Source organism: Providencia alcalifaciens (assembly GCF_915403165.1).
GTDB lineage: Bacteria > Pseudomonadota > Gammaproteobacteria > Enterobacterales > Enterobacteriaceae > Providencia > Providencia alcalifaciens_C.
On record NZ_OU659204.1, the window covers coordinates 330,723 to 348,589 of the forward strand.

13 protein-coding genes and 1 tRNA gene are annotated in these 17,867 nt (G+C 43.7%); 11 read left to right on the forward strand and 3 right to left on the reverse strand.

The window, feature by feature from the left end; translation table 11 throughout:
- Positions 1 to 148: 148 nt before the first annotated feature.
- Positions 149 to 1,807 carry a putative transporter gene (locus LDO73_RS01455; protein WP_224059875.1) on the forward strand — a complete coding sequence of 553 codons (1,659 nt, stop codon included), beginning with the start codon at positions 149 to 151 and terminating at the stop codon, positions 1,805 to 1,807.
- A gap of 219 nt (positions 1,808 to 2,026) precedes the next feature.
- Here LDO73_RS01455 and LDO73_RS01460 read toward each other — a convergent pair whose 3' ends face one another.
- Positions 2,027 to 3,283: a valine--pyruvate transaminase gene (locus tag LDO73_RS01460; RefSeq protein ID WP_224059876.1), complete on the reverse strand. Its 1,257-nt coding sequence runs from the start codon at positions 3,281 to 3,283 to the stop codon at positions 2,027 to 2,029.
- A gap of 205 nt (positions 3,284 to 3,488) precedes the next feature.
- Positions 3,489 to 4,052 (reverse strand): DNA-3-methyladenine glycosylase I, encoded by a 564-nt coding sequence (locus LDO73_RS01465; protein ID WP_224059877.1) that lies wholly within the window; start codon positions 4,050 to 4,052, stop codon positions 3,489 to 3,491.
- 200 nt (positions 4,053 to 4,252) lie between these two features.
- On the opposite strand from LDO73_RS01465, the gene glyQ reads away from it, so the two are divergent.
- The 10 genes from glyQ (at position 4,253) to LDO73_RS01515 (ending at position 16,718) form a co-directional block, all read left to right on the forward strand.
- Positions 4,253 to 5,161, forward strand: coding sequence for a glycine--tRNA ligase subunit alpha (gene glyQ / locus LDO73_RS01470; RefSeq protein ID WP_006659589.1), 909 nt, complete (start codon positions 4,253 to 4,255; stop codon positions 5,159 to 5,161).
- Positions 5,162 to 5,170: 9 nt separating this feature from the next.
- Positions 5,171 to 7,240 (forward strand): glycine--tRNA ligase subunit beta, encoded by a 2,070-nt coding sequence (gene glyS, locus LDO73_RS01475; protein ID WP_224059878.1) that lies wholly within the window; start codon positions 5,171 to 5,173, stop codon positions 7,238 to 7,240.
- 231 nt (positions 7,241 to 7,471) lie between these two features.
- Positions 7,472 to 7,548, forward strand: a tRNA-Pro gene (locus tag LDO73_RS01480).
- A gap of 667 nt (positions 7,549 to 8,215) precedes the next feature.
- The gene (dppA, locus tag LDO73_RS01485) at positions 8,216 to 9,826 is read left to right on the forward strand and encodes a dipeptide ABC transporter periplasmic-binding protein DppA (RefSeq protein WP_224059879.1); all 1,611 of its coding nucleotides are present in this window, start codon (positions 8,216 to 8,218) and stop codon (positions 9,824 to 9,826) included.
- Between the two features lie 176 nt (positions 9,827 to 10,002).
- A complete protein-coding gene (gene dppB, locus LDO73_RS01490) occupies positions 10,003 to 11,022 on the forward strand; it encodes a dipeptide ABC transporter permease DppB (RefSeq protein ID WP_224059880.1) in 1,020 nt (339 codons plus the stop codon).
- Between the two features lie 11 nt (positions 11,023 to 11,033).
- Positions 11,034 to 11,936, forward strand: a complete 903-nt coding sequence (gene dppC, locus LDO73_RS01495) for a dipeptide ABC transporter permease DppC (RefSeq protein WP_036948615.1) — start codon at positions 11,034 to 11,036, stop codon at positions 11,934 to 11,936.
- A 12-nt stretch (positions 11,937 to 11,948) separates the two neighbouring features.
- Complete coding sequence (dppD, locus tag LDO73_RS01500) at positions 11,949 to 12,929, forward strand: dipeptide ABC transporter ATP-binding protein (RefSeq protein ID WP_224059881.1); 981 nt, start codon at positions 11,949 to 11,951, stop codon at positions 12,927 to 12,929.
- A complete protein-coding gene (gene dppF, locus LDO73_RS01505; protein ID WP_224059882.1) occupies positions 12,926 to 13,936 on the forward strand; it encodes a dipeptide ABC transporter ATP-binding subunit DppF in 1,011 nt (336 codons plus the stop codon). The genes dppD and dppF overlap by 4 nt, the downstream gene beginning before the upstream one ends.
- Positions 13,937 to 14,132: 196 nt before the next feature.
- Positions 14,133 to 14,831 (forward strand): HAMP domain-containing protein, encoded by a 699-nt coding sequence (locus LDO73_RS01510; RefSeq protein WP_224059883.1) that lies wholly within the window; start codon positions 14,133 to 14,135, stop codon positions 14,829 to 14,831.
- Between the two features lie 354 nt (positions 14,832 to 15,185).
- Positions 15,186 to 16,718, forward strand: coding sequence for a M16 family metallopeptidase (locus tag LDO73_RS01515; RefSeq protein WP_224059884.1), 1,533 nt, complete (start codon positions 15,186 to 15,188; stop codon positions 16,716 to 16,718).
- Between the two features lie 60 nt (positions 16,719 to 16,778).
- Here LDO73_RS01515 and LDO73_RS01520 read toward each other — a convergent pair whose 3' ends face one another.
- Entirely contained in the window at positions 16,779 to 17,771 is a 993-nt protein-coding gene (locus LDO73_RS01520) for a serine hydrolase domain-containing protein (protein ID WP_224059885.1), read from the reverse strand.
- Between the last annotated feature and the right edge of the window lie 96 nt (positions 17,772 to 17,867).

The following is a 17,867-nucleotide window of genomic DNA, read 5'->3' on the forward strand; positions in this document are numbered from 1 at the left end:
GTATAAAATTGCACAATTGAATTGCTGCGAACTGTGCTCTATCACACAACTTCCTCTGTGTTTATTTGGCACAATCGATTCAGTTGTAAATGTAATAACTCCGTATGTCCCGTATTTTGGTTCATTGTCGTCAAAAGGATAGCGGTCTATGAGTGAATTAGCGCTTACAGTCAGTTTATTAGCATTAGCTGCCGCACTAGGCTTATGGATAGGTAATTGGAAAATCCGCAATGTGGGCTTAGGGATTGGCGGGGTTCTTTTTGGTGGAATTATTGTTGGGCATTTTGCGCGAAGTTACGGGTTGTCTCTCAATAATGACATGCTGCATTTTATTCAAGAATTTGGTTTGATCCTCTTCGTTTATACCATCGGGATACAAGTTGGACCCGGTTTTTTCTCTTCTTTGCGTGTTTCAGGTTTAAAACTCAATGGATTTGCCTTGATGGTGGTTATTTTAGGGGCAGTCGTTACCGCTATTATCTATAAAATAGCAGACATTCCTCTACCGATTATTTTGGGTATTTTCTCGGGCGCAGTCACGAATACGCCATCGTTAGGGGCAGGGCAGCAAATTCTATCTGATTTAGGGTCTGATCCGAGTTTGGTAGGGCAAATGGGAATGGGGTATGCGATGGCTTACCCAATGGGAATTTGCGGTATTTTACTGGTGATGTGGCTCGTTCGTATTATCTTTCGTATCTCAGTAGATAAAGAAGCCGCAGAGTTTAACAGTGCGAACGTTCAGCATCGTGACTTACTGCAAACGATGAACATTGCGGTGCGCAATACCAATCTTGATGGCTTGATGATGCAAGATATTCCCATTTTAGGCAGTGAAGACATTGTTTGCTCGCGGTTAAAACGAGGGGAAATGATGGTGGTGCCTCAGCCGACGACAGAAATATATCTTGGAGATCTACTGCATGTTGTTGGGCAAAGAGAGGACTTAAATAAAGTTCGCCTAATTCTTGGTGAGGAGGTTGAGGCTTCATTATCAACCTCAAGTTCTGTATTGCACTCTGTCCGAGTGGTAGTGACTAATGACGCTGTACTAAGTAAACGTTTAAAAGAACTGAATCTCAAGCAGAAGTATGATGTGGTGGTAACTCGTTTGAACCGAACCGGGATTGACCTGATGGCCAACAACAATTCCGTGCTGCAATTTGGTGATATTCTCAATATTGTTGGTCGTCCTGAATCAATCGAAGCAGTCACTGCAATACTTGGAAACGCGAAACAAAAATTACAGCAAGTCCAGATGCTGCCTGTATTTATTGGGATAGGTTTGGGAGTCGTTTTAGGCTCGTTACCGATATTTGTACCGGGCTTTCCGGCCGCATTGAAGTTAGGTTTAGCGGGCGGGCCGTTAGTTGTTGCTTTGATCCTTGGGCGAATAGGTACCATTGGCCGGCTGTATTGGTTTATGCCACCAAGCGCAAACTTAGCACTGCGGGAGCTTGGGATCGTGATGTTCCTTGCGGTTGTAGGGTTGAATTCGGGAGGGAGTTTTATTGAAACTCTTATTCAAGGGGATGGGCTCACATGGATTGGTTATGGGCTATTAATTACCTTTATCCCTCTGTTTATCACCGGCCTAGTCGCACGCATTTTCGGCAAAATGAATTATTTAAGCCTATGCGGTGTGTTGGCTGGCTCTATGACAGATCCACCAGCATTAGCTTTTGCAAATAATATCCATCCAACCAGTGGAGCTCCGGCACTTTCTTACGCCACGGTATACCCTTTAGCGATGTTTTTACGCATTATTTCGCCGCAGTTATTAGCCATCTTATTTTGGGCATTATGATTGTAAGTAAAGGAAGAAATAAGATGTGGAGAAAAAGTATCCGTCTATATAAGGGCGTAATTGGTCTTTGTTCTAGCCATAACTGATATTGAAAAAGTGGTTTAATAACCGCGAATAAGATTTGTCATGTACAAATCTATTCGATTTCAATTATGGAGTTCTCGCTAATTTTGGCCCTTTCCTTGATGGAAAGGGCTTTTTTTAACCCTACAGCTAGATTTAGCGTTCAGATTCTTGATAGGCTTTTTCTAATTCTTGAGCAAGGATTTGAATCCCTTGCTCAATCTTTTCTGGCTCAGGAACATAGTTCATTCGCATACATTCATGGGCATGTTGCCAATCTTCTTCAAGTCCTGGGAAAAAGTAGTGCCCCGGAACCATCAACACACCACGCGCTTTTAAGCGGCGATAAAGTTCTAAACAACTAATTGGTAGGTCTTTAAACCACAACCACAAGAAAATGGCACCCTCAGGTTTATGAATCAGGCATTTATCTTCAGGGATATAGCGGCGAATGATCTTAATGACCTCTTCAACGCGCTGTTTATAGAATGGTCCTATAACATTTTGAGATAATTCAAATAAATCGTCACGTTGCAGCATTTCAAGTGCGATGCTTGGACCGATACCACCCGGAGCAAGACTAATAATTCCATTCATATTGCTGATGGCATCAATTAACTCTTCGCTGCCAATAATAATACCGCAGCGAGTTCCCGGTAGGCCGAGTTTTGACAAACTCATGCAGAGAATGACATTTTCATTCCAAAATGGTGTGGCATCGCTAAAGATAATGCCGGGGAAGGGAACGCCATACGCATTATCAATCAATAATGGAATATTGTGTTGCTTAGCTAATTGGTCAAGATGAAGAACTTCCTCATCGGTGATCACGTTCCCTGTTGGATTGGTTGGGCGTGACACGCAAATAACGCCAATATCTTCAGTGATTTCAAGGGTGTTGAAATCAACGTGATATTTAAACTGACCATCAGGTAAAAATTCGATTTGTGGCTTATTTGCCACAAAAAGGTCGTCATCAAGTCCAGAATCCGCATAACCCACATATTCAGGGGCAATTGGGAAAAGAACTTTACGAGAGATACCATCTTCAAAGCGACCAGCAAGTAGGTTAAATAGATAGAAAAACGCACTTTGGCTGCCGTTTGTTAGCGCAATATTTTTCGCGCTGATATCCCAGCCTAGTTTCGCTTTTAAAGTTGCTGCTAGCGCTTTCAACATGGCATCTTTGCCTTGAGGACCGTCATAGTTACACAAGGTATCGGTCAATTGCCCATTGGCACACATTTCTGCAAGGAGACCTTGGAAATATTTATCCATCTCAGGTATATGAGCCGGGTTCCCACCGCCAAGCATAATAGAGCCGGGGGTTCTGATGCCTTCATTCAGGTCTTTCATTAATTCTGAAATGCCTGAATTCTTAGCAAATTTATTACCAAATTTAGAAAAATTCATTGTATTTATTCACATTTGTTTATTAGGTTGTTAATGGAATTTCCAACATACCGCGCTCCCATCTAGAGTTCAATAGCTTAATTACAGTTATTATTCATATAAAATATCAACCATAGTTAATAAATTGGTTTTTTGAGTTAGTGTATTCGAAAAATGTGGCTGATTTCTCTTGTTACCATTTGTTTTCTTATCAAAAAGCTCTGATTTATTGATATTGGCAGCAATTTACAAGGTGGTCATTGACCATCCCTGTGGCTTGCATAAAGGCGTAGCAAGTAACAGAGCCTACAAATTTGAAGCCGTGTTTTTTCAGCATTTTAGACAAAGTCTTCGAAAGCTCTGTTTCTGCAGGAACTTGGGCAGATTCCATCCATTTATTGACAATGGGTTGGTGGTTCACAAAGCCCCAAATGAAAGTAGAAAAATCTATTCCTTGATTTTTCATCGCTAAATAGGCCTTGGCGTTAGCAATAATCGCGTTGATTTTTAATCTATTACGAATGATTCTAGAGTCTTGCATAAGCCGCTCTACGTCTTTTTCATCCATCGTGGCAATCTTTTCAGGATCAAATTGATGGAAGAGTTCTCGATACCCTTGGCGCTTTTTCAAAATGGTATACCAAGAGAGCCCGGCTTGCTGGCCTTCGAGGCAGATCATTTCGAATAATTCTTGGTTATCTTTGGTGGGTTTTCCCCATTCATTATCGTGGTAGGCAATATATTCTGGATCTTGATTGACCCAATGACAGCGGGTGAGTGATGTTTCCATTTTTCATCCTTTTTCTAATAATGCTCAGCTTGTGGGCAAGAATAGAATCTTTATACTGTATAAAAATACAGTTTTAAAGAGATGAAATTAATTTTTTTTCTTTTTAGAATGATTACAGATGTATTCATTGCTGTATATCTGGCGGTCAAAGGGTATACTGGTCACTTTCTTAAATTTCACGTATCGCGTGCGGATCTAACATGCAAAAGTTTGATACCAAAACCTTTCAAGGTCTTATCCTGACATTACAGGATTACTGGGCGCGCCAAGGCTGTACCATTGTTCAACCATTGGACATGGAAGTTGGCGCAGGTACTTCACACCCAATGACGTGTTTGCGCGCTTTAGGTCCAGAACCTATCGCGGCAGCTTATGTTCAGCCATCTCGCCGACCAACTGATGGTCGCTATGGTGAAAACCCGAACCGTCTACAGCACTATTACCAATTTCAGGTGATCATTAAGCCTTCGCCTGACAATATCCAAGAGTTGTACTTAGGTTCATTAAAAGAACTCGGTATTGATCCAACTGTCCATGATATCCGCTTCGTTGAAGATAACTGGGAAAACCCAACACTGGGTGCTTGGGGTCTAGGTTGGGAAGTTTGGTTAAATGGTATGGAAGTGACTCAGTTCACTTACTTCCAGCAAGTGGGTGGTTTGGAGTGTAAGCCTGTAACAGGTGAAATCACTTACGGTCTTGAGCGTCTTGCTATGTATATTCAAGGCGTTGATAGCGTGTACGATCTAGTTTGGTGTGATGGCCCTCTGGGTAAAACTACGTATGGCGATATTTATCACCAAAACGAAGTTGAGCAATCCACGTATAACTTTGAACATGCCAATGTTGAATTCTTATTCAAATGCTTTGAAGAGTATGAAAAAGAAGCTCAATATCTGCTTGCTTTAGAAACGCCTCTGCCACTTCCGGCTTATGAGCGTATTTTAAAAGCGGCTCATACCTTTAACTTACTGGATGCCCGTAAGGCAATTTCAGTCACAGAACGCCAGCGCTATATTTTACGCATCCGTACCCTGACGAAAGGGGTGGCAGAAGCTTATTATGCTTCTCGTGAAGCGCTGGGTTTCCCTATGTGTCATAAGAACTAAGAGGCTGTCATGACTCAACAGACTTTCCTTGTGGAAATCGGTACAGAAGAGTTACCGCCGAAGGCTCTTCGTTCTCTAGCAGAATCATTCGCAGCTAACTTTACTGCGGAATTAGATGGTGCAGATATCGCTCATGGAGCAGTGAACTGGTTTGCTGCACCTCGTCGTTTAGCGCTGAAAGTGGAAAACTTATCCGCGGCTCAGCCAGATCGCGAAGTTGAAAAACGCGGTCCTGCAATTTCCCAAGCATATGATGCTGAAGGTAAACCAACAAAAGCAGCTGAAGGTTGGGCGCGTGGTTGTGGGATCACCGTTGATCAAGCAGAACGCTTAACCACAGATAAAGGCGAATGGTTACTGTATCGCGCACAAATGAAAGGGCAGCCAGTCAGTGAATTATTGATTGATATGGTTAGCCGTTCTCTAGCGAAATTACCAATCCCTAAATTAATGCGCTGGGCAGATAAAGAGACTCAGTTTGTACGTCCTGTACATACTGTGACATTACTGCTGGGTAGCGATGTTGTGAAGGGCGAAATTCTTGGTATTAAGAGCGACCGTATTATTCGTGGTCACCGTTTTATGGGTGAAGCTGAATTCACAATTGATAACGCGGAACAATACCCAGAAATTTTACGCACTCGCGGTAAAGTAATCGCAGATTACGCTGAGCGTAAAGCGACAATTATTGCTGATGCAGAAAAAGCCGCTCAAGCATTGGGTGGTAAAGCAGACTTAACTGACAGCCTAGTTGAAGAAGTGGCTTCTTTGGTTGAATGGCCAGTGGTATTAACAGCAAAATTCGAAGAGAAATTCTTAGATGTTCCTGCTGAAGCACTGGTATACACCATGAAAGGTGACCAAAAATATTTCCCTGTTTATGATAATGCTGGCAAGTTAATGCCGAACTTTATCTTCGTGGCGAATATCGAATCTTCAGATCCGCAGCAAATTATCTCCGGTAATGAAAAAGTTGTTCGCCCGCGTTTAGCGGATGCGGAATTCTTCTTCAAAACTGACCGTAAACAACGCTTAGAAGATAACTTACCACGTTTAGAAACCGTTCTGTTCCAGCAACAGCTGGGTACTCTGCGTGATAAAACTGACCGCTTAGAAGCGTTAGCGGGTTGGATTGCAAGCAAGATTGGCGCGGATGTGAATCACGCAACCCGTGCAGGCTTACTGGCTAAATGTGATTTGATGACCAACATGGTCTTTGAATTCACAGATACCCAAGGTGTTATGGGGATGCACTATGCCCGCCATGACGGTGAGTCAGAAGATGTTGCTCTTGCGCTGAAAGAACAATACCAACCACGTTTCGCGGGTGATGAATTGCCATCTACCGATGTTTCTGCGGCATTAGCACTAGCAGAAAAAATGGATACCCTCGCAGGTATTTTCGGTATCGGCCAGCACCCGAAAGGGGATAAAGATCCATTTGCTCTGCGCCGTGCGGCATTAGGTGTGTTACGTATTATCGTTGAAAAAGGCTATCAGCTTGATCTTGTGGAAATGACTCAAGAAGCTGTGCGTCTGTATGGCGACAAACTGACTAACAAAAATGTGGTGGAAGATGTCGTTGAGTTTATGCTGGGTCGCTTCCGTTCTTGGTACCAAGAACTGGGCTACAGCATCGACACTATCCAAGCGGTATTAGCACGTCGCCCAACTCAGCCAGCTGACTTCGACGCGCGCGTTAAAGCAGTGACTCACTTCCGCTCTTTAGAAGAAGCACAAGCGCTGGCAGCTGCTAATAAACGTGTCTCTAATATTCTGAGTAAGTCAGAAGAGAAACTCGCTGATAGCGTGTTAGCGTCTGTACTGAAAATGCCAGAAGAAGTGAAATTAGCGACTCACGTTGTGGTACTGCAAGATAAGCTAGCACCAATGTTTGCGGAACGTAACTACCAAGAAGCACTCGTTGAGTTAGCTTCTTTACGTGAAGTGGTTGATGAATTCTTTGCGAACGTCATGGTGATGGATGAAGATCCTGCTGTGCGGAATAACCGTTTAACACTGTTAAGCCAGCTTCGTGAGTTATTCTTAAAAGTTGCAGATATTTCACTGCTTCAATAGGTTGATTTTTAATCGGTTATTTTTGATTTAGAAAATGATTGAATAAATATTACCTTCTCAGTGACTGGGATAAATAAGCGCTAAAATATTTTTAGCGCTTATTTTTTACCCAAAAATAGACGTAAAAATAAGAAACCATACCATTTTGATGGTTTTATCAGCAGACGAACGGTTTTAGCGAAAAATAGGGTTGACGATCCCCATTCTTGGCAGTATTATTCACACCGTTTTCGGCGAGTAGCGCAGCTTGGTAGCGCAACTGGTTTGGGACCAGTGGGTCGGAGGTTCGAATCCTCTCTCGCCGACCAAATTCCAAAACCCACCTCATTGAGGTGGGTTTTTTCGTTTCTATCCCCCTCATTTTTCCAACTCATTTTAGTTACCATTATTATGCTCATTTAATGCACATTACGTATTAATAAGCTTTTCATTGCTTTTAGGCTAAGCGCTCAGAACAAAACAAGTCTACTTATCAAAACAAGCCTTCATAATATGATTGGTATTTTCCCCCGTGATTTCCTGAAAATGGTAAGAGGATATATAAATCTGCCAATAATTTTTTTTAGTATAAAAAACATGCAAAACAATCAGCTAACAAATAGTTTCATATAAATTCTATTTAGCGTTTTATGTTGCAATTTTTTGTATTGCCCACTATTTCCGCTCAGTAATTCAGCACTTAATCACAAATATACAAATAATTAACGTCCTTATAAAAATCTATCCAGTAATGTTTCTGTGGTTATAATCGCTAGAAAATAAACATTTTTATAACATATAAGGCTATGTTTACACCAAAATGATTCGAAAAATGTTATTTAAGCGAAATTGTTACAGTGAATAATGCTATTGACGAAATGTATTCCAGTTGATTAATTGCACAGTGAATAACAAAAAATACAGATACGGCATCTGTCTTATTCAAGATGGATTTCAGTATTCGATAAAACAACATACACCACAGGAGCATTACCAATGACGCTCTCGATGAAAAAGACAGGTTTATTGACGGTAGGCTTAACATTAGCTGCTTTAGCGGTATCTGCCTCAGTACAGGCTAAAACACTGGTTTATTGTTCTGAAGGTTCACCTGAAGGGTTTAACCCGCAGTTATTCACCTCTGGAACAACTTATGATGCGAGTTCAATCCCTCTGTATAACCGTTTGGTTGAATTTAAGTTGGGTACGACTGAAATTGAGCCGGGCTTAGCAGAAAGCTGGGAAGTCAGTGACGATGGTAAAGTGTACACATTCCACTTGCGTAAAGGCGTGAAATGGCACTCTAATAAAGATTTCAAACCAAGCCGCGACCTCAATGCGGATGACGTGATCTATACGTTCATGCGCCAAAAAGATCCAAACCACCCATACCACAAAGTTTCTGGCGGTAGCTATGAATACTTTATGGGAATGGACATGGACAAAATCATCGACAAAGTTGAAAAAGTCGATGACAACACAGTTCGTATCACATTAACACGCCCAGAAGCGCCATTCTTAGCGGATATGGCAATGGACTTCGCTTCAATTTTATCAGCGGAATATGCTGACCAAATGATGAAGGCGAAAACCCCAGAGAAAGTTGACCTGAACCCAATCGGGACAGGACCTTTTGAACTGCAACAGTATCAGAAAGATTCTCGTATTCTGTACAAAGCAAACAAGGATTACTGGGGCGCAGTACCGAAGATTGACCGTTTAGTCTTCTCTATCACCCCTGACGCGTCAGTGCGTTATGCAAAACTGCAAAAAAATGAGTGCCAAGTGATGCCGTATCCAAACCCGGCTGACTTAGAGCGCATGAGAGCAGATAAAGACATTACCTTGTTGGAGCAGCCAGGTCTGAACGTAGGCTACCTGTCTTACAACGTTGAGAAGAAACCACTGGATAACCAAAAAGTCCGTCAAGCGCTGTCGATGGCAGTGAACAAAGACGCCATTATCCAAGCGGTCTATCAAGGTGCGGGTCAAAAAGCGAAAAACTTAATTCCACCAACAATGTGGGGTTACAACGACGCGATTAAAGATACCGAATATAACCCAGAAAAAGCCAAGAAATTGCTGGCGGAAGCGGGCTTCCCAGAAGGTTTTGAAATTGACCTGTGGGCAATGCCAGTTCAACGCCCGTATAACCCGAATGCACGCCGAATGGCGGAAATGATCCAAGCTGACTGGGCGAAAATTGGGGTTAAATCGAAAGTGGTTAGCTACGAGTGGGGTGAATACCTGAAACGAGCTAAGAGCGGCGAGCCTCAAACTGTGATGATGGGTTGGACTGGGGACAATGGTGACCCTGATAACTTCTTCGCAACCTTATTCAGCTGCGCAGCGAAAAAACAGGGTTCTAACTACTCTAAATGGTGTAATCAAAGCTTTGAAGATGTGATCCAGCCTGCGCGTATGACTGCGGATCACAACAAACGTGTAGAACTGTACAAACAAGCTCAAGTGATAATGAACGAACAAGCGCCTGCGCTGATCGTCGCTCACTCCACCGTGTTTGAGCCTGTGCGTAAAGAAGTAAAAGGCTACGTGGTTGATCCGTTAGGTAAACACCACTTCGAAAACGTAGACATTGATAAGTAATTGTTTTTAATCTGTAAATGCCCTTCGTTGCCTCTTTGCAGCGGAGGGCGTTTTCTCCTCTGACGTTCAGACGATGCAGATAAATTTAGTTATTTGTGAGCAGATGAAAACGTTGTTTTTCTGACCAGCCAAGCGGACTCAGAGCCGTCGACGGCATTATTAAAGAGACTCAGGATATGCTGCAATTTATCCTCCGACGATTCGGGCTCGTGATCCCCACCTTTATCGGTATCACGCTACTTACTTTTGCTTTCGTTCACATGATCCCAGGCGACCCAGTCATGATTATGGCGGGTGAACGCGGATTATCCCCAGAAAGACACGCTTATTTAATGGCTGAATTAGGACTCGACCAGCCACTTTGGAAACAATATCTTCATTACCTGAACGGCATAATGCATGGTGACTTAGGGATCTCCTTAAAAAGCCGCATTGGCGTTTGGGAAGAATTCCTACCTCGCTTTTTAGCCACCGTAGAGTTGGCCACTTGCGCCATGATTTTTGCGGTTTCTGTTGGGATCCCTGTGGGGGTTTTAGCGGCAGTGAAACGCGGTTCGATTTTTGATCACACTGCGATCGGCGTTTCATTAACCGGCTACTCTATGCCAATCTTCTGGTGGGGGATCATGTTGATCATGCTGGTTTCTGTCCAGTGGGATCTGACCCCTGTCGCAGGAAGGGTAAGTGATACCGTTTTCCTTGATGACTCTTATCCGCTCACGGGCTTTATGCTGATTGACACCCTAATTTGGGGGGAAGCGGGAGACTTCAAAGATGCAGTGGAACACTTAATTTTGCCATCCATTGTACTCGGAACTATTCCACTGGCTGTGATTGTGCGTATGACTCGCTCGGCGATGCTGGAAGTATTAGGGGAAGATTATATTCGTACGGCGAGAGCCAAAGGCGTTAGCCGTGCTCGTGTGATTTTAATTCATGCCCTACGCAACGCATTATTACCTGTTGTGACGGTAATTGGTTTGCAGGTCGGCGTGATGCTCGCCGGTGCAATTTTGACGGAAACCATTTTCTCATGGCCGGGATTAGGTCGTTGGTTAATTGAAGGATTACAACGTCGAGATTACCCAGTGGTTCAAGGTGGCGTCTTACTTGTCGCAACGTTGATTATCTTTGTTAACTTAGTGGTTGATGTGCTGTATGGCATTGTTAACCCACGCATTCGTCATAAGAAATAAGGAGCGCAAATATGTCTCAAACAACTGAGTCGAAAGCAGTCAGCGCCCCGAAGCCGATGACGCCGCTACAAGAATTCTGGCATTACTTTAAGCGCAACAAAGGCGCTGTTGTTGGTATGTTCTACATCATCTTGATGGTGTTAATCGCTATTCTTGCGGGTGTATTAGCGCCTCATGCTCCTGATGAGCAATTCCGTCAGGCGTTATTGACGCCACCAGTCTGGGAAGAGGGTGGTTCATGGGAGTTTATTCTTGGCACGGATGATGTCGGGCGCGATTTATTATCTCGCCTAATGTACGGAGCAAGGCTTTCGTTATTAGTGGGCTGCCTCGTGGTGGTGTTATCCCTGATTATGGGGGTGACTATTGGGGTAATTGCGGGTTATTTTGGCGGCGTAGTGGATGCGCTGATTATGCGTGTCGTCGACATTATGTTGGCCCTGCCAAGCTTATTACTCGCATTGGTCTTGGTGGCAATTTTCGGTCCCTCGATTGTCAATGCTTCGATAGCGTTAACCTTTGTGGCATTACCACACTACATCCGTTTGACGCGAGCAGCGGTTCTCGTGGAAGTGAATCGTGACTATGTGACTGCCTCGAGAGTGGCGGGAGCAGGAGCATTACGTCAAATGTTCGTTAATATTTTACCTAACTGTCTGGCACCACTGATTGTTCAGGCATCTTTAGGCTTCTCGAATGCCATCTTAGATATGGCTGCACTGGGTTTTCTGGGAATGGGGGCACAGCCACCAACACCAGAATGGGGGACTATGTTGTCTGATGTGTTGCAGTTTGCACAAAGCGCATGGTGGGTCGTAACGTTCCCAGGATTAGCAATTTTATTAACGGTATTAGCGTTTAACCTGATGGGTGATGGTTTACGTGACGCCTTTGATCCAAAACTCAAGCAGTGATGAGGTAATCTAATGGCATTGTTAAATGTACAAGAACTCTCCGTTCACTTTGGTGACGAAGAGACTCCGTTTCGCGCCGTTGACCGCATCAGCTACCAAGTTGAGAAAGGGCAAGTGGTGGGGATCGTAGGTGAATCAGGTTCAGGTAAATCAGTTAGCTCACTGGCGATTATGGGGTTAATTGATTACCCCGGCAAAGTGATGGCGAAATCGTTGCAGTTTGATGGACGCGATTTATTGTCGATCCCGGAAAAAGAGCGTCGCCAAATTGTTGGTGCAGATGTGGCAATGATTTTCCAAGACCCGATGACCAGTTTAAACCCATGCTTTACGGTCGGTTATCAGATCATGGAAGCGTTAAAAGTACACCAAGGGGGCAATAGAAGCACCCGTAAACAGCGGGCAATTGACCTGCTAAACATGGTGGGAATTCCTGATCCGCAGTCGCGCCTTGACGTATATCCTCATCAGTTATCTGGCGGGATGAGTCAGCGAATTATGATTGCGATGGCGATTGCTTGTCGTCCAAAGCTGTTGATTGCCGATGAACCAACAACGGCACTTGATGTGACGATTCAAGCGCAAATCATCGAATTATTGTTGGAATTACAACAACAAGAAAATATGGCGCTAGTACTGATTACCCATGATTTAGCGTTAGTGTCGGAAGCCGCACACCATATTATCGTGATGTATGCAGGGCAAGTGGTCGAGTCTGCGAAAGCGAAGGATATTTTTAAACATCCAAGACATCCATATACCCAAGCATTGCTGCGTGCACTGCCTGAATTTGCTAGTAATAAGTCGCGTTTAGCCTCTTTGCCGGGTGTTGTACCTGGTAAATATGATCGCCCTGAAGGGTGCTTGCTCAACCCGCGTTGCCCGTATGCAACGGATCGTTGTCGCCAAGAAGAGCCTGCGTTACAAACCATTGGTGACCGTCAGGTGAAATGTCACATGCCACTGGATGATATGGGGAGACCAACGCTATGAGTGAGCAACAAGTTAAAGGAATGCCGCTCTTAAAAGCGGTGGACTTGAAAAAATACTATTCCGTAAAAGGCGGGGTCTTCTCGAAGGAGAAAACACTCAAAGCGCTTGATGGTGTCTCTTTTGAGCTAGAAAAAGGGAAAACATTGGCAGTGGTTGGGGAGTCGGGTTGTGGGAAATCCACACTTGGGCGCTTGTTAACTATGATTGAGCAACCATCGGACGGTGAGCTGTATTATCGTGATCAAAACTTACTGATTAAAGATAAAGCGGCAGAGAAACTACGTCGTCAAAAAATCCAAATTGTCTTCCAAAACCCGTATGGTTCGCTGAACCCGCGTAAAAAAGTAGGGCAAATTTTGGAAGAGCCTTTATCGATTAACACCTCGCTGTCGAAAGAGCAGCGTAAAGAAAAAGTGTTATCCATGATGGCAAAAGTGGGTTTGAAAACGGAACATTATAGCCGTTACCCGCACATGTTTTCTGGTGGACAACGTCAACGTATCGCTATCGCTCGTGGATTGATGTTAGATCCTGATGTGGTCGTGGCGGATGAGCCAGTATCGGCGTTGGATGTATCCGTACGTGCTCAGGTATTGAACCTGATGATGGATTTACAGCAAGAGTTGGGGCTCTCCTATGTGTTCATCTCTCATGATTTATCGGTGGTAGAGCATATCGCGGATGAAGTGATGGTGATGTATTTGGGGCGTTGTGTGGAAAAGGGGACTAAAGAGCAGATTTTTAACAATCCTCAGCACCCATACACTCAAGCGCTACTTTCTGCGACGCCACGTTTGAATCCTGACCAACGCCGTGAGCGCATCAAATTAACGGGAGAATTACCGAGCCCAATGAATCCGCCTCCGGGGTGTGCGTTTGCAGCACGTTGTCGACGCGCTTTTGGTCCATGCACGCAATCTCAGCCTGCATTGAAAAACTACCGTGAGCAGTTAGTCGCTTGTTTTGCCGTTGATGAAGACGAAAAGCAGGCAATAGTCGCAAATTAATCACTTTAGACGGCAGAAAAGCAGACTTTCTGCCGTTTCTTTATGCTGTATCTACTCACTTTAGCGGTTAATTTGGAGCTTATCCTAAATAAGTGATCTTTCTTTTTTAAAGCTGCACCTTTATACGGAAAATCAAGTATACTGTTTGTCCGATTTTTTTCTTTAAAAAGCAGCTTGATTAGGAAGGTTGTGGGAAATGAACACTCGTGTCCAACGTTCACTCACGTTTAAGAGCATGATCGTATTCTTTGTGATTACGTTGCTTTTTCTTGCACTTTTTTTGTCCATTCAATTTACTTACCTCTTAGAACAGCGCAAACAAGATTATTTAAATCAACTGAGCAATGCCGTAGTTCAAGTCCAAAAACCTTTGACGGATTCGCTACTTAGCTCTGATTTAAACGAAGCCAAAAGGCTGCTGGTGAGCTTGAAAACCTCGGGGATTATGGGAAAAGCCATTGTTACGGTGGATAATGCGACGGTAATGAATTTAAGCTTTGCTACGCCGAAACCAATCCCTGAATGGTCTTTACCGCTGATTGGTATTCCGGTGGAGATGACTGTCCCACTGTATGCCTATGGCACGATGGCACCACAAGCGAAACCTCAAGGTTATTTGACGTTACAAGTGGATTCTAACCGGGTTTACCGTTTTGCACTCAACACATTTGCGTTGTTAATGACAACGTATTTGCTGCTAGCGCTGATTATCTCCATTGCGATGACGTGGTGTGTGAGTCGCATGATTGTACGTCCATTGCGTAAAATTGCGGGCGAGTTGCAAGCAAATCAAGCAATCAGTCATTTGGATGTTTCTCAATATCATCAAGATGATGAGATAGGGTTATTGGCGAAAGGTTATAATCGTCAAATAAAACAACAAAATTCAGATTAAGCCATGAACATGTTATAAGGTTTGTGGTCTAATATCATTACACATACCTATCATATTGTTAGCAACAAGATTCGGGCGACTTACTCATTATCAGTCGTATCCAAAATGCGAAATATCAGCAGAGAAATGGTGATGTTTAATATGCATTTTAGTGATCAACCTAGCGACTTAGCGTATTGAGCGCCGCCCAATTATCTCAATAACATGCAACGATGTTTTTTTCGGGTATAGTGATAATCAAATTTTTGATGAAGCCAAACTATATCGCTTAACCGAGTCAATTAGCGTTTTTCGTTAATTTTTCTGTTGCTGTTTACGGTTAAATACAAGGATATAAAGAACATAGGGGTCTACATGCAGGGTTTGAAAGTGCGATATATCATCGGCGTGGTACTTTTATCAGTCACTGGTTTTGCCAGTGCTGAACCTTTACAACCCGATCCAGCATGGCAGCAAGGAAAGCTCGAGAATGGCTTTAACTGGCAGTTATTACAAACACCACAGCGTCCAAATGACCGAATTCAACTTCGGTTAGCGATTAAAACAGGTTCGTTATCTGAAAAAGCCAGCGAAAAAGGATACAGTTATCTGATCCCTAGAATGGCGCTATTCCATCAATCTGAAGCTTTTCCTGCCGCTACATTACAAAATTTTTGGCGTCAGGCGACTGACCCTGATATGCCGTTGCCTCCAGCCGTGGTTTCTTACGACTACACAATTTATAGTCTAAGTCTGCCTAACAACCGCCCTGATTTGGTGAAACAAGCATTAAGTTGGTTGGCAACTTCTGTCGCTGGGGCGCAATATACAGAGAATTCATTGCAGAGTGGGTTAACGATTCCCAATATTCCAGTGGCTACCTTACCTGTAAATGCCAACGACCCTGTTTGGCGTGCTCGCCTCAATGGATCGGCGATGCTAGGTTATGATCCGGGGCAGAAGCCAAACGGTAAAGTCGATTTAGCCAGTGTGAATTCGTTCTATCAAAAATGGTATACACCTGATGTCATGACGTTATACGTCGCGGGGCATGTGGATTCTCGCATGTTATCTGACAGTATCACCCAAGCGTTTTCATCATTAGAAGGCAAACGTTCTGAGCCTGTTTCGGTAGCTGTTTTATCGTCAGTTAAGCCTCAGTCAATTGATATTCTTCAGGATAAATCAACGCAAGATACACTTTCTCTAATTTGGGATATCGATTGGTTACCAATTAAAGATTCCAATGTATTGCTGCGTTATTGGGGAAGTGACCTCGCTCGCGAAGCCATTTACCGCTCATTGCAGAAAACCTTTAAACAAAAGTTTGCTGAAGATGGTGTGACACCAGGCTTAGATTGTCGTGTTCAGTATCAAAAAGCGAGCTGTACGTTAGCCATTTCCGCGCCACCAGAAAAAATGGCTGCGGTGGCAGATGTGGCGTTGAATGAGCTGGCTGCAATCAGCCAAAATGGCATTGATCCAGAGTTGTTCAATAGCATGATGAAAGAGAAGCAAGTTCAATTATCACAACTGTTTGCGGCGTATGCTCGTACCAGTACCGATGTGTTAATTAGCCAGCGTTTGATTTCACAACAAAATGGCGTCGTGGATATCGCACCTGAGCAGTACCAATTACTCAGACAAGCGTTCTTAGGGACTCAAAATCTTGAACAAGTGAACATGGAAGCACGTCGTTTACTGTCTCAAGAAGCGGCGATTGTCTTAGCGCAGCCGAAAGAAAAACAGACCATGGACGCGGAGCAAATTCGTCAGAAATTTACGCAAGTGTTATGGCCTAAATTGCCAGCGGTTGTGGAGGCTGCACCAGAATCTCCAGCAGTAGCAGAGCCTCAAGAAGGTGAACCTGCACCAGCGTTACCGATCCCTGCTCCATTGACTCGATAGTGGTCAACTGAATAAAATAGCCCTCACTAGTGAGGGCTATTTTTTTGTGTTGATGGCGCTTTATTTAGACGTCAACAATGCTTCAATCGCGTTAATCAGTACGTTCCGTGAATCTCGGTTATCCACAAAACCCGCAGCGCTGGTTTGAGTTGCTGGTGAATAGTACGCAACGGAACCCCAAAAGCCCAAATGGGAATAGAGTGTCATGCCGTTGATCTCACTGACCATGATCCCTTGTCGATAGCCTTGAGCCCCTTCATGGGAACCTGCACTTAACATGGTGTCTAAGGTTTCTGATTTGGTAAAAATCTTACCGCTAAATAGCGCTTCAAAGAACTGCGCCATTTGTTTCGAGGACATCACTAAGCCACCACCGCCATACACATCCATTGAAGGATCCATGTCGGTGCAATCGAGTTTTCCGAGGTACTGTTTTGCACGAGGTTCCGTTGTGGTAGGGAATTCAAATGTTTCCCAGTAGGCGCTCAGCAAGCCAATTTCATTAAACTTCAAGAGTTCTCGGACGGCTTCTCCCAATGCTTGCCCCGTCATTCGCTCAATAATATTCCCAAGCAAAATATAGCCCGTATCAGAATAGATAAAAGCTTCGGAAGGACGGAAAAAGGAGTGATCTTGCTGAACATATAGCTCAATTTGCTCTGAACGTGTCCATTGATAATCAGGGCGTTTTAAGACGTCTTTGAGGTATTCCTCGTTGGCATGATCCAATAGCCCGCTACTGTGGTTGAGTAGGTGGCGGATCGTAATTGCATCAGTGTCGTATTTTGATGAGAGTAATTGATTGTATTTTGGTGAAATATAATGAGAAATACTGTCATCTACAAACAGCTTACCCATTTCAGCCAAGCGTAAAATCGCCGCAGCAGTAAAGGGTTTGGTGTTACTCGCAATGCGTAAAGGCGTATCGACAGTTAATGGTTTCCCCGCAAGATCGCTACCTCGCGCGCAGAATGTTCCAACGCAGTTTTGTGGCTGGTTATGGTAATAAACGACGACACCACAAGATAGATTTTCCAATTGAGAGATTAGCATTGTCGACTTCCTTAGGCAGGGGCTCACAGTATCTTAGCCAGTTTGTTGTTATAACATACACGCTTAAAATACGTTTAGTTTGCTAATTTTATGATA

Coding starts and splice junctions, on each gene's coding strand:
- LDO73_RS01455 (WP_224059875.1), top strand. CDS start 149: ATGAGTGAATTAGCGCTTACAGTCAGTTTATTAGCATTAGCTGCCGCA.
- LDO73_RS01460 (WP_224059876.1), bottom strand. CDS start 3,283: ATGAATTTTTCTAAATTTGGTAATAAATTTGCTAAGAATTCAGGCATT.
- LDO73_RS01465 (WP_224059877.1), bottom strand. CDS start 4,052: ATGGAAACATCACTCACCCGCTGTCATTGGGTCAATCAAGATCCAGAA.
- glyQ (WP_006659589.1), top strand. CDS start 4,253: ATGCAAAAGTTTGATACCAAAACCTTTCAAGGTCTTATCCTGACATTA.
- glyS (WP_224059878.1), top strand. CDS start 5,171: ATGACTCAACAGACTTTCCTTGTGGAAATCGGTACAGAAGAGTTACCG.
- dppA (WP_224059879.1), top strand. CDS start 8,216: ATGACGCTCTCGATGAAAAAGACAGGTTTATTGACGGTAGGCTTAACA.
- dppB (WP_224059880.1), top strand. CDS start 10,003: ATGCTGCAATTTATCCTCCGACGATTCGGGCTCGTGATCCCCACCTTT.
- dppC (WP_036948615.1), top strand. CDS start 11,034: ATGTCTCAAACAACTGAGTCGAAAGCAGTCAGCGCCCCGAAGCCGATG.
- dppD (WP_224059881.1), top strand. CDS start 11,949: ATGGCATTGTTAAATGTACAAGAACTCTCCGTTCACTTTGGTGACGAA.
- dppF (WP_224059882.1), top strand. CDS start 12,926: ATGAGTGAGCAACAAGTTAAAGGAATGCCGCTCTTAAAAGCGGTGGAC.
- LDO73_RS01510 (WP_224059883.1), top strand. CDS start 14,133: ATGAACACTCGTGTCCAACGTTCACTCACGTTTAAGAGCATGATCGTA.
- LDO73_RS01515 (WP_224059884.1), top strand. CDS start 15,186: ATGCAGGGTTTGAAAGTGCGATATATCATCGGCGTGGTACTTTTATCA.
- LDO73_RS01520 (WP_224059885.1), bottom strand. CDS start 17,771: ATGCTAATCTCTCAATTGGAAAATCTATCTTGTGGTGTCGTCGTTTAT.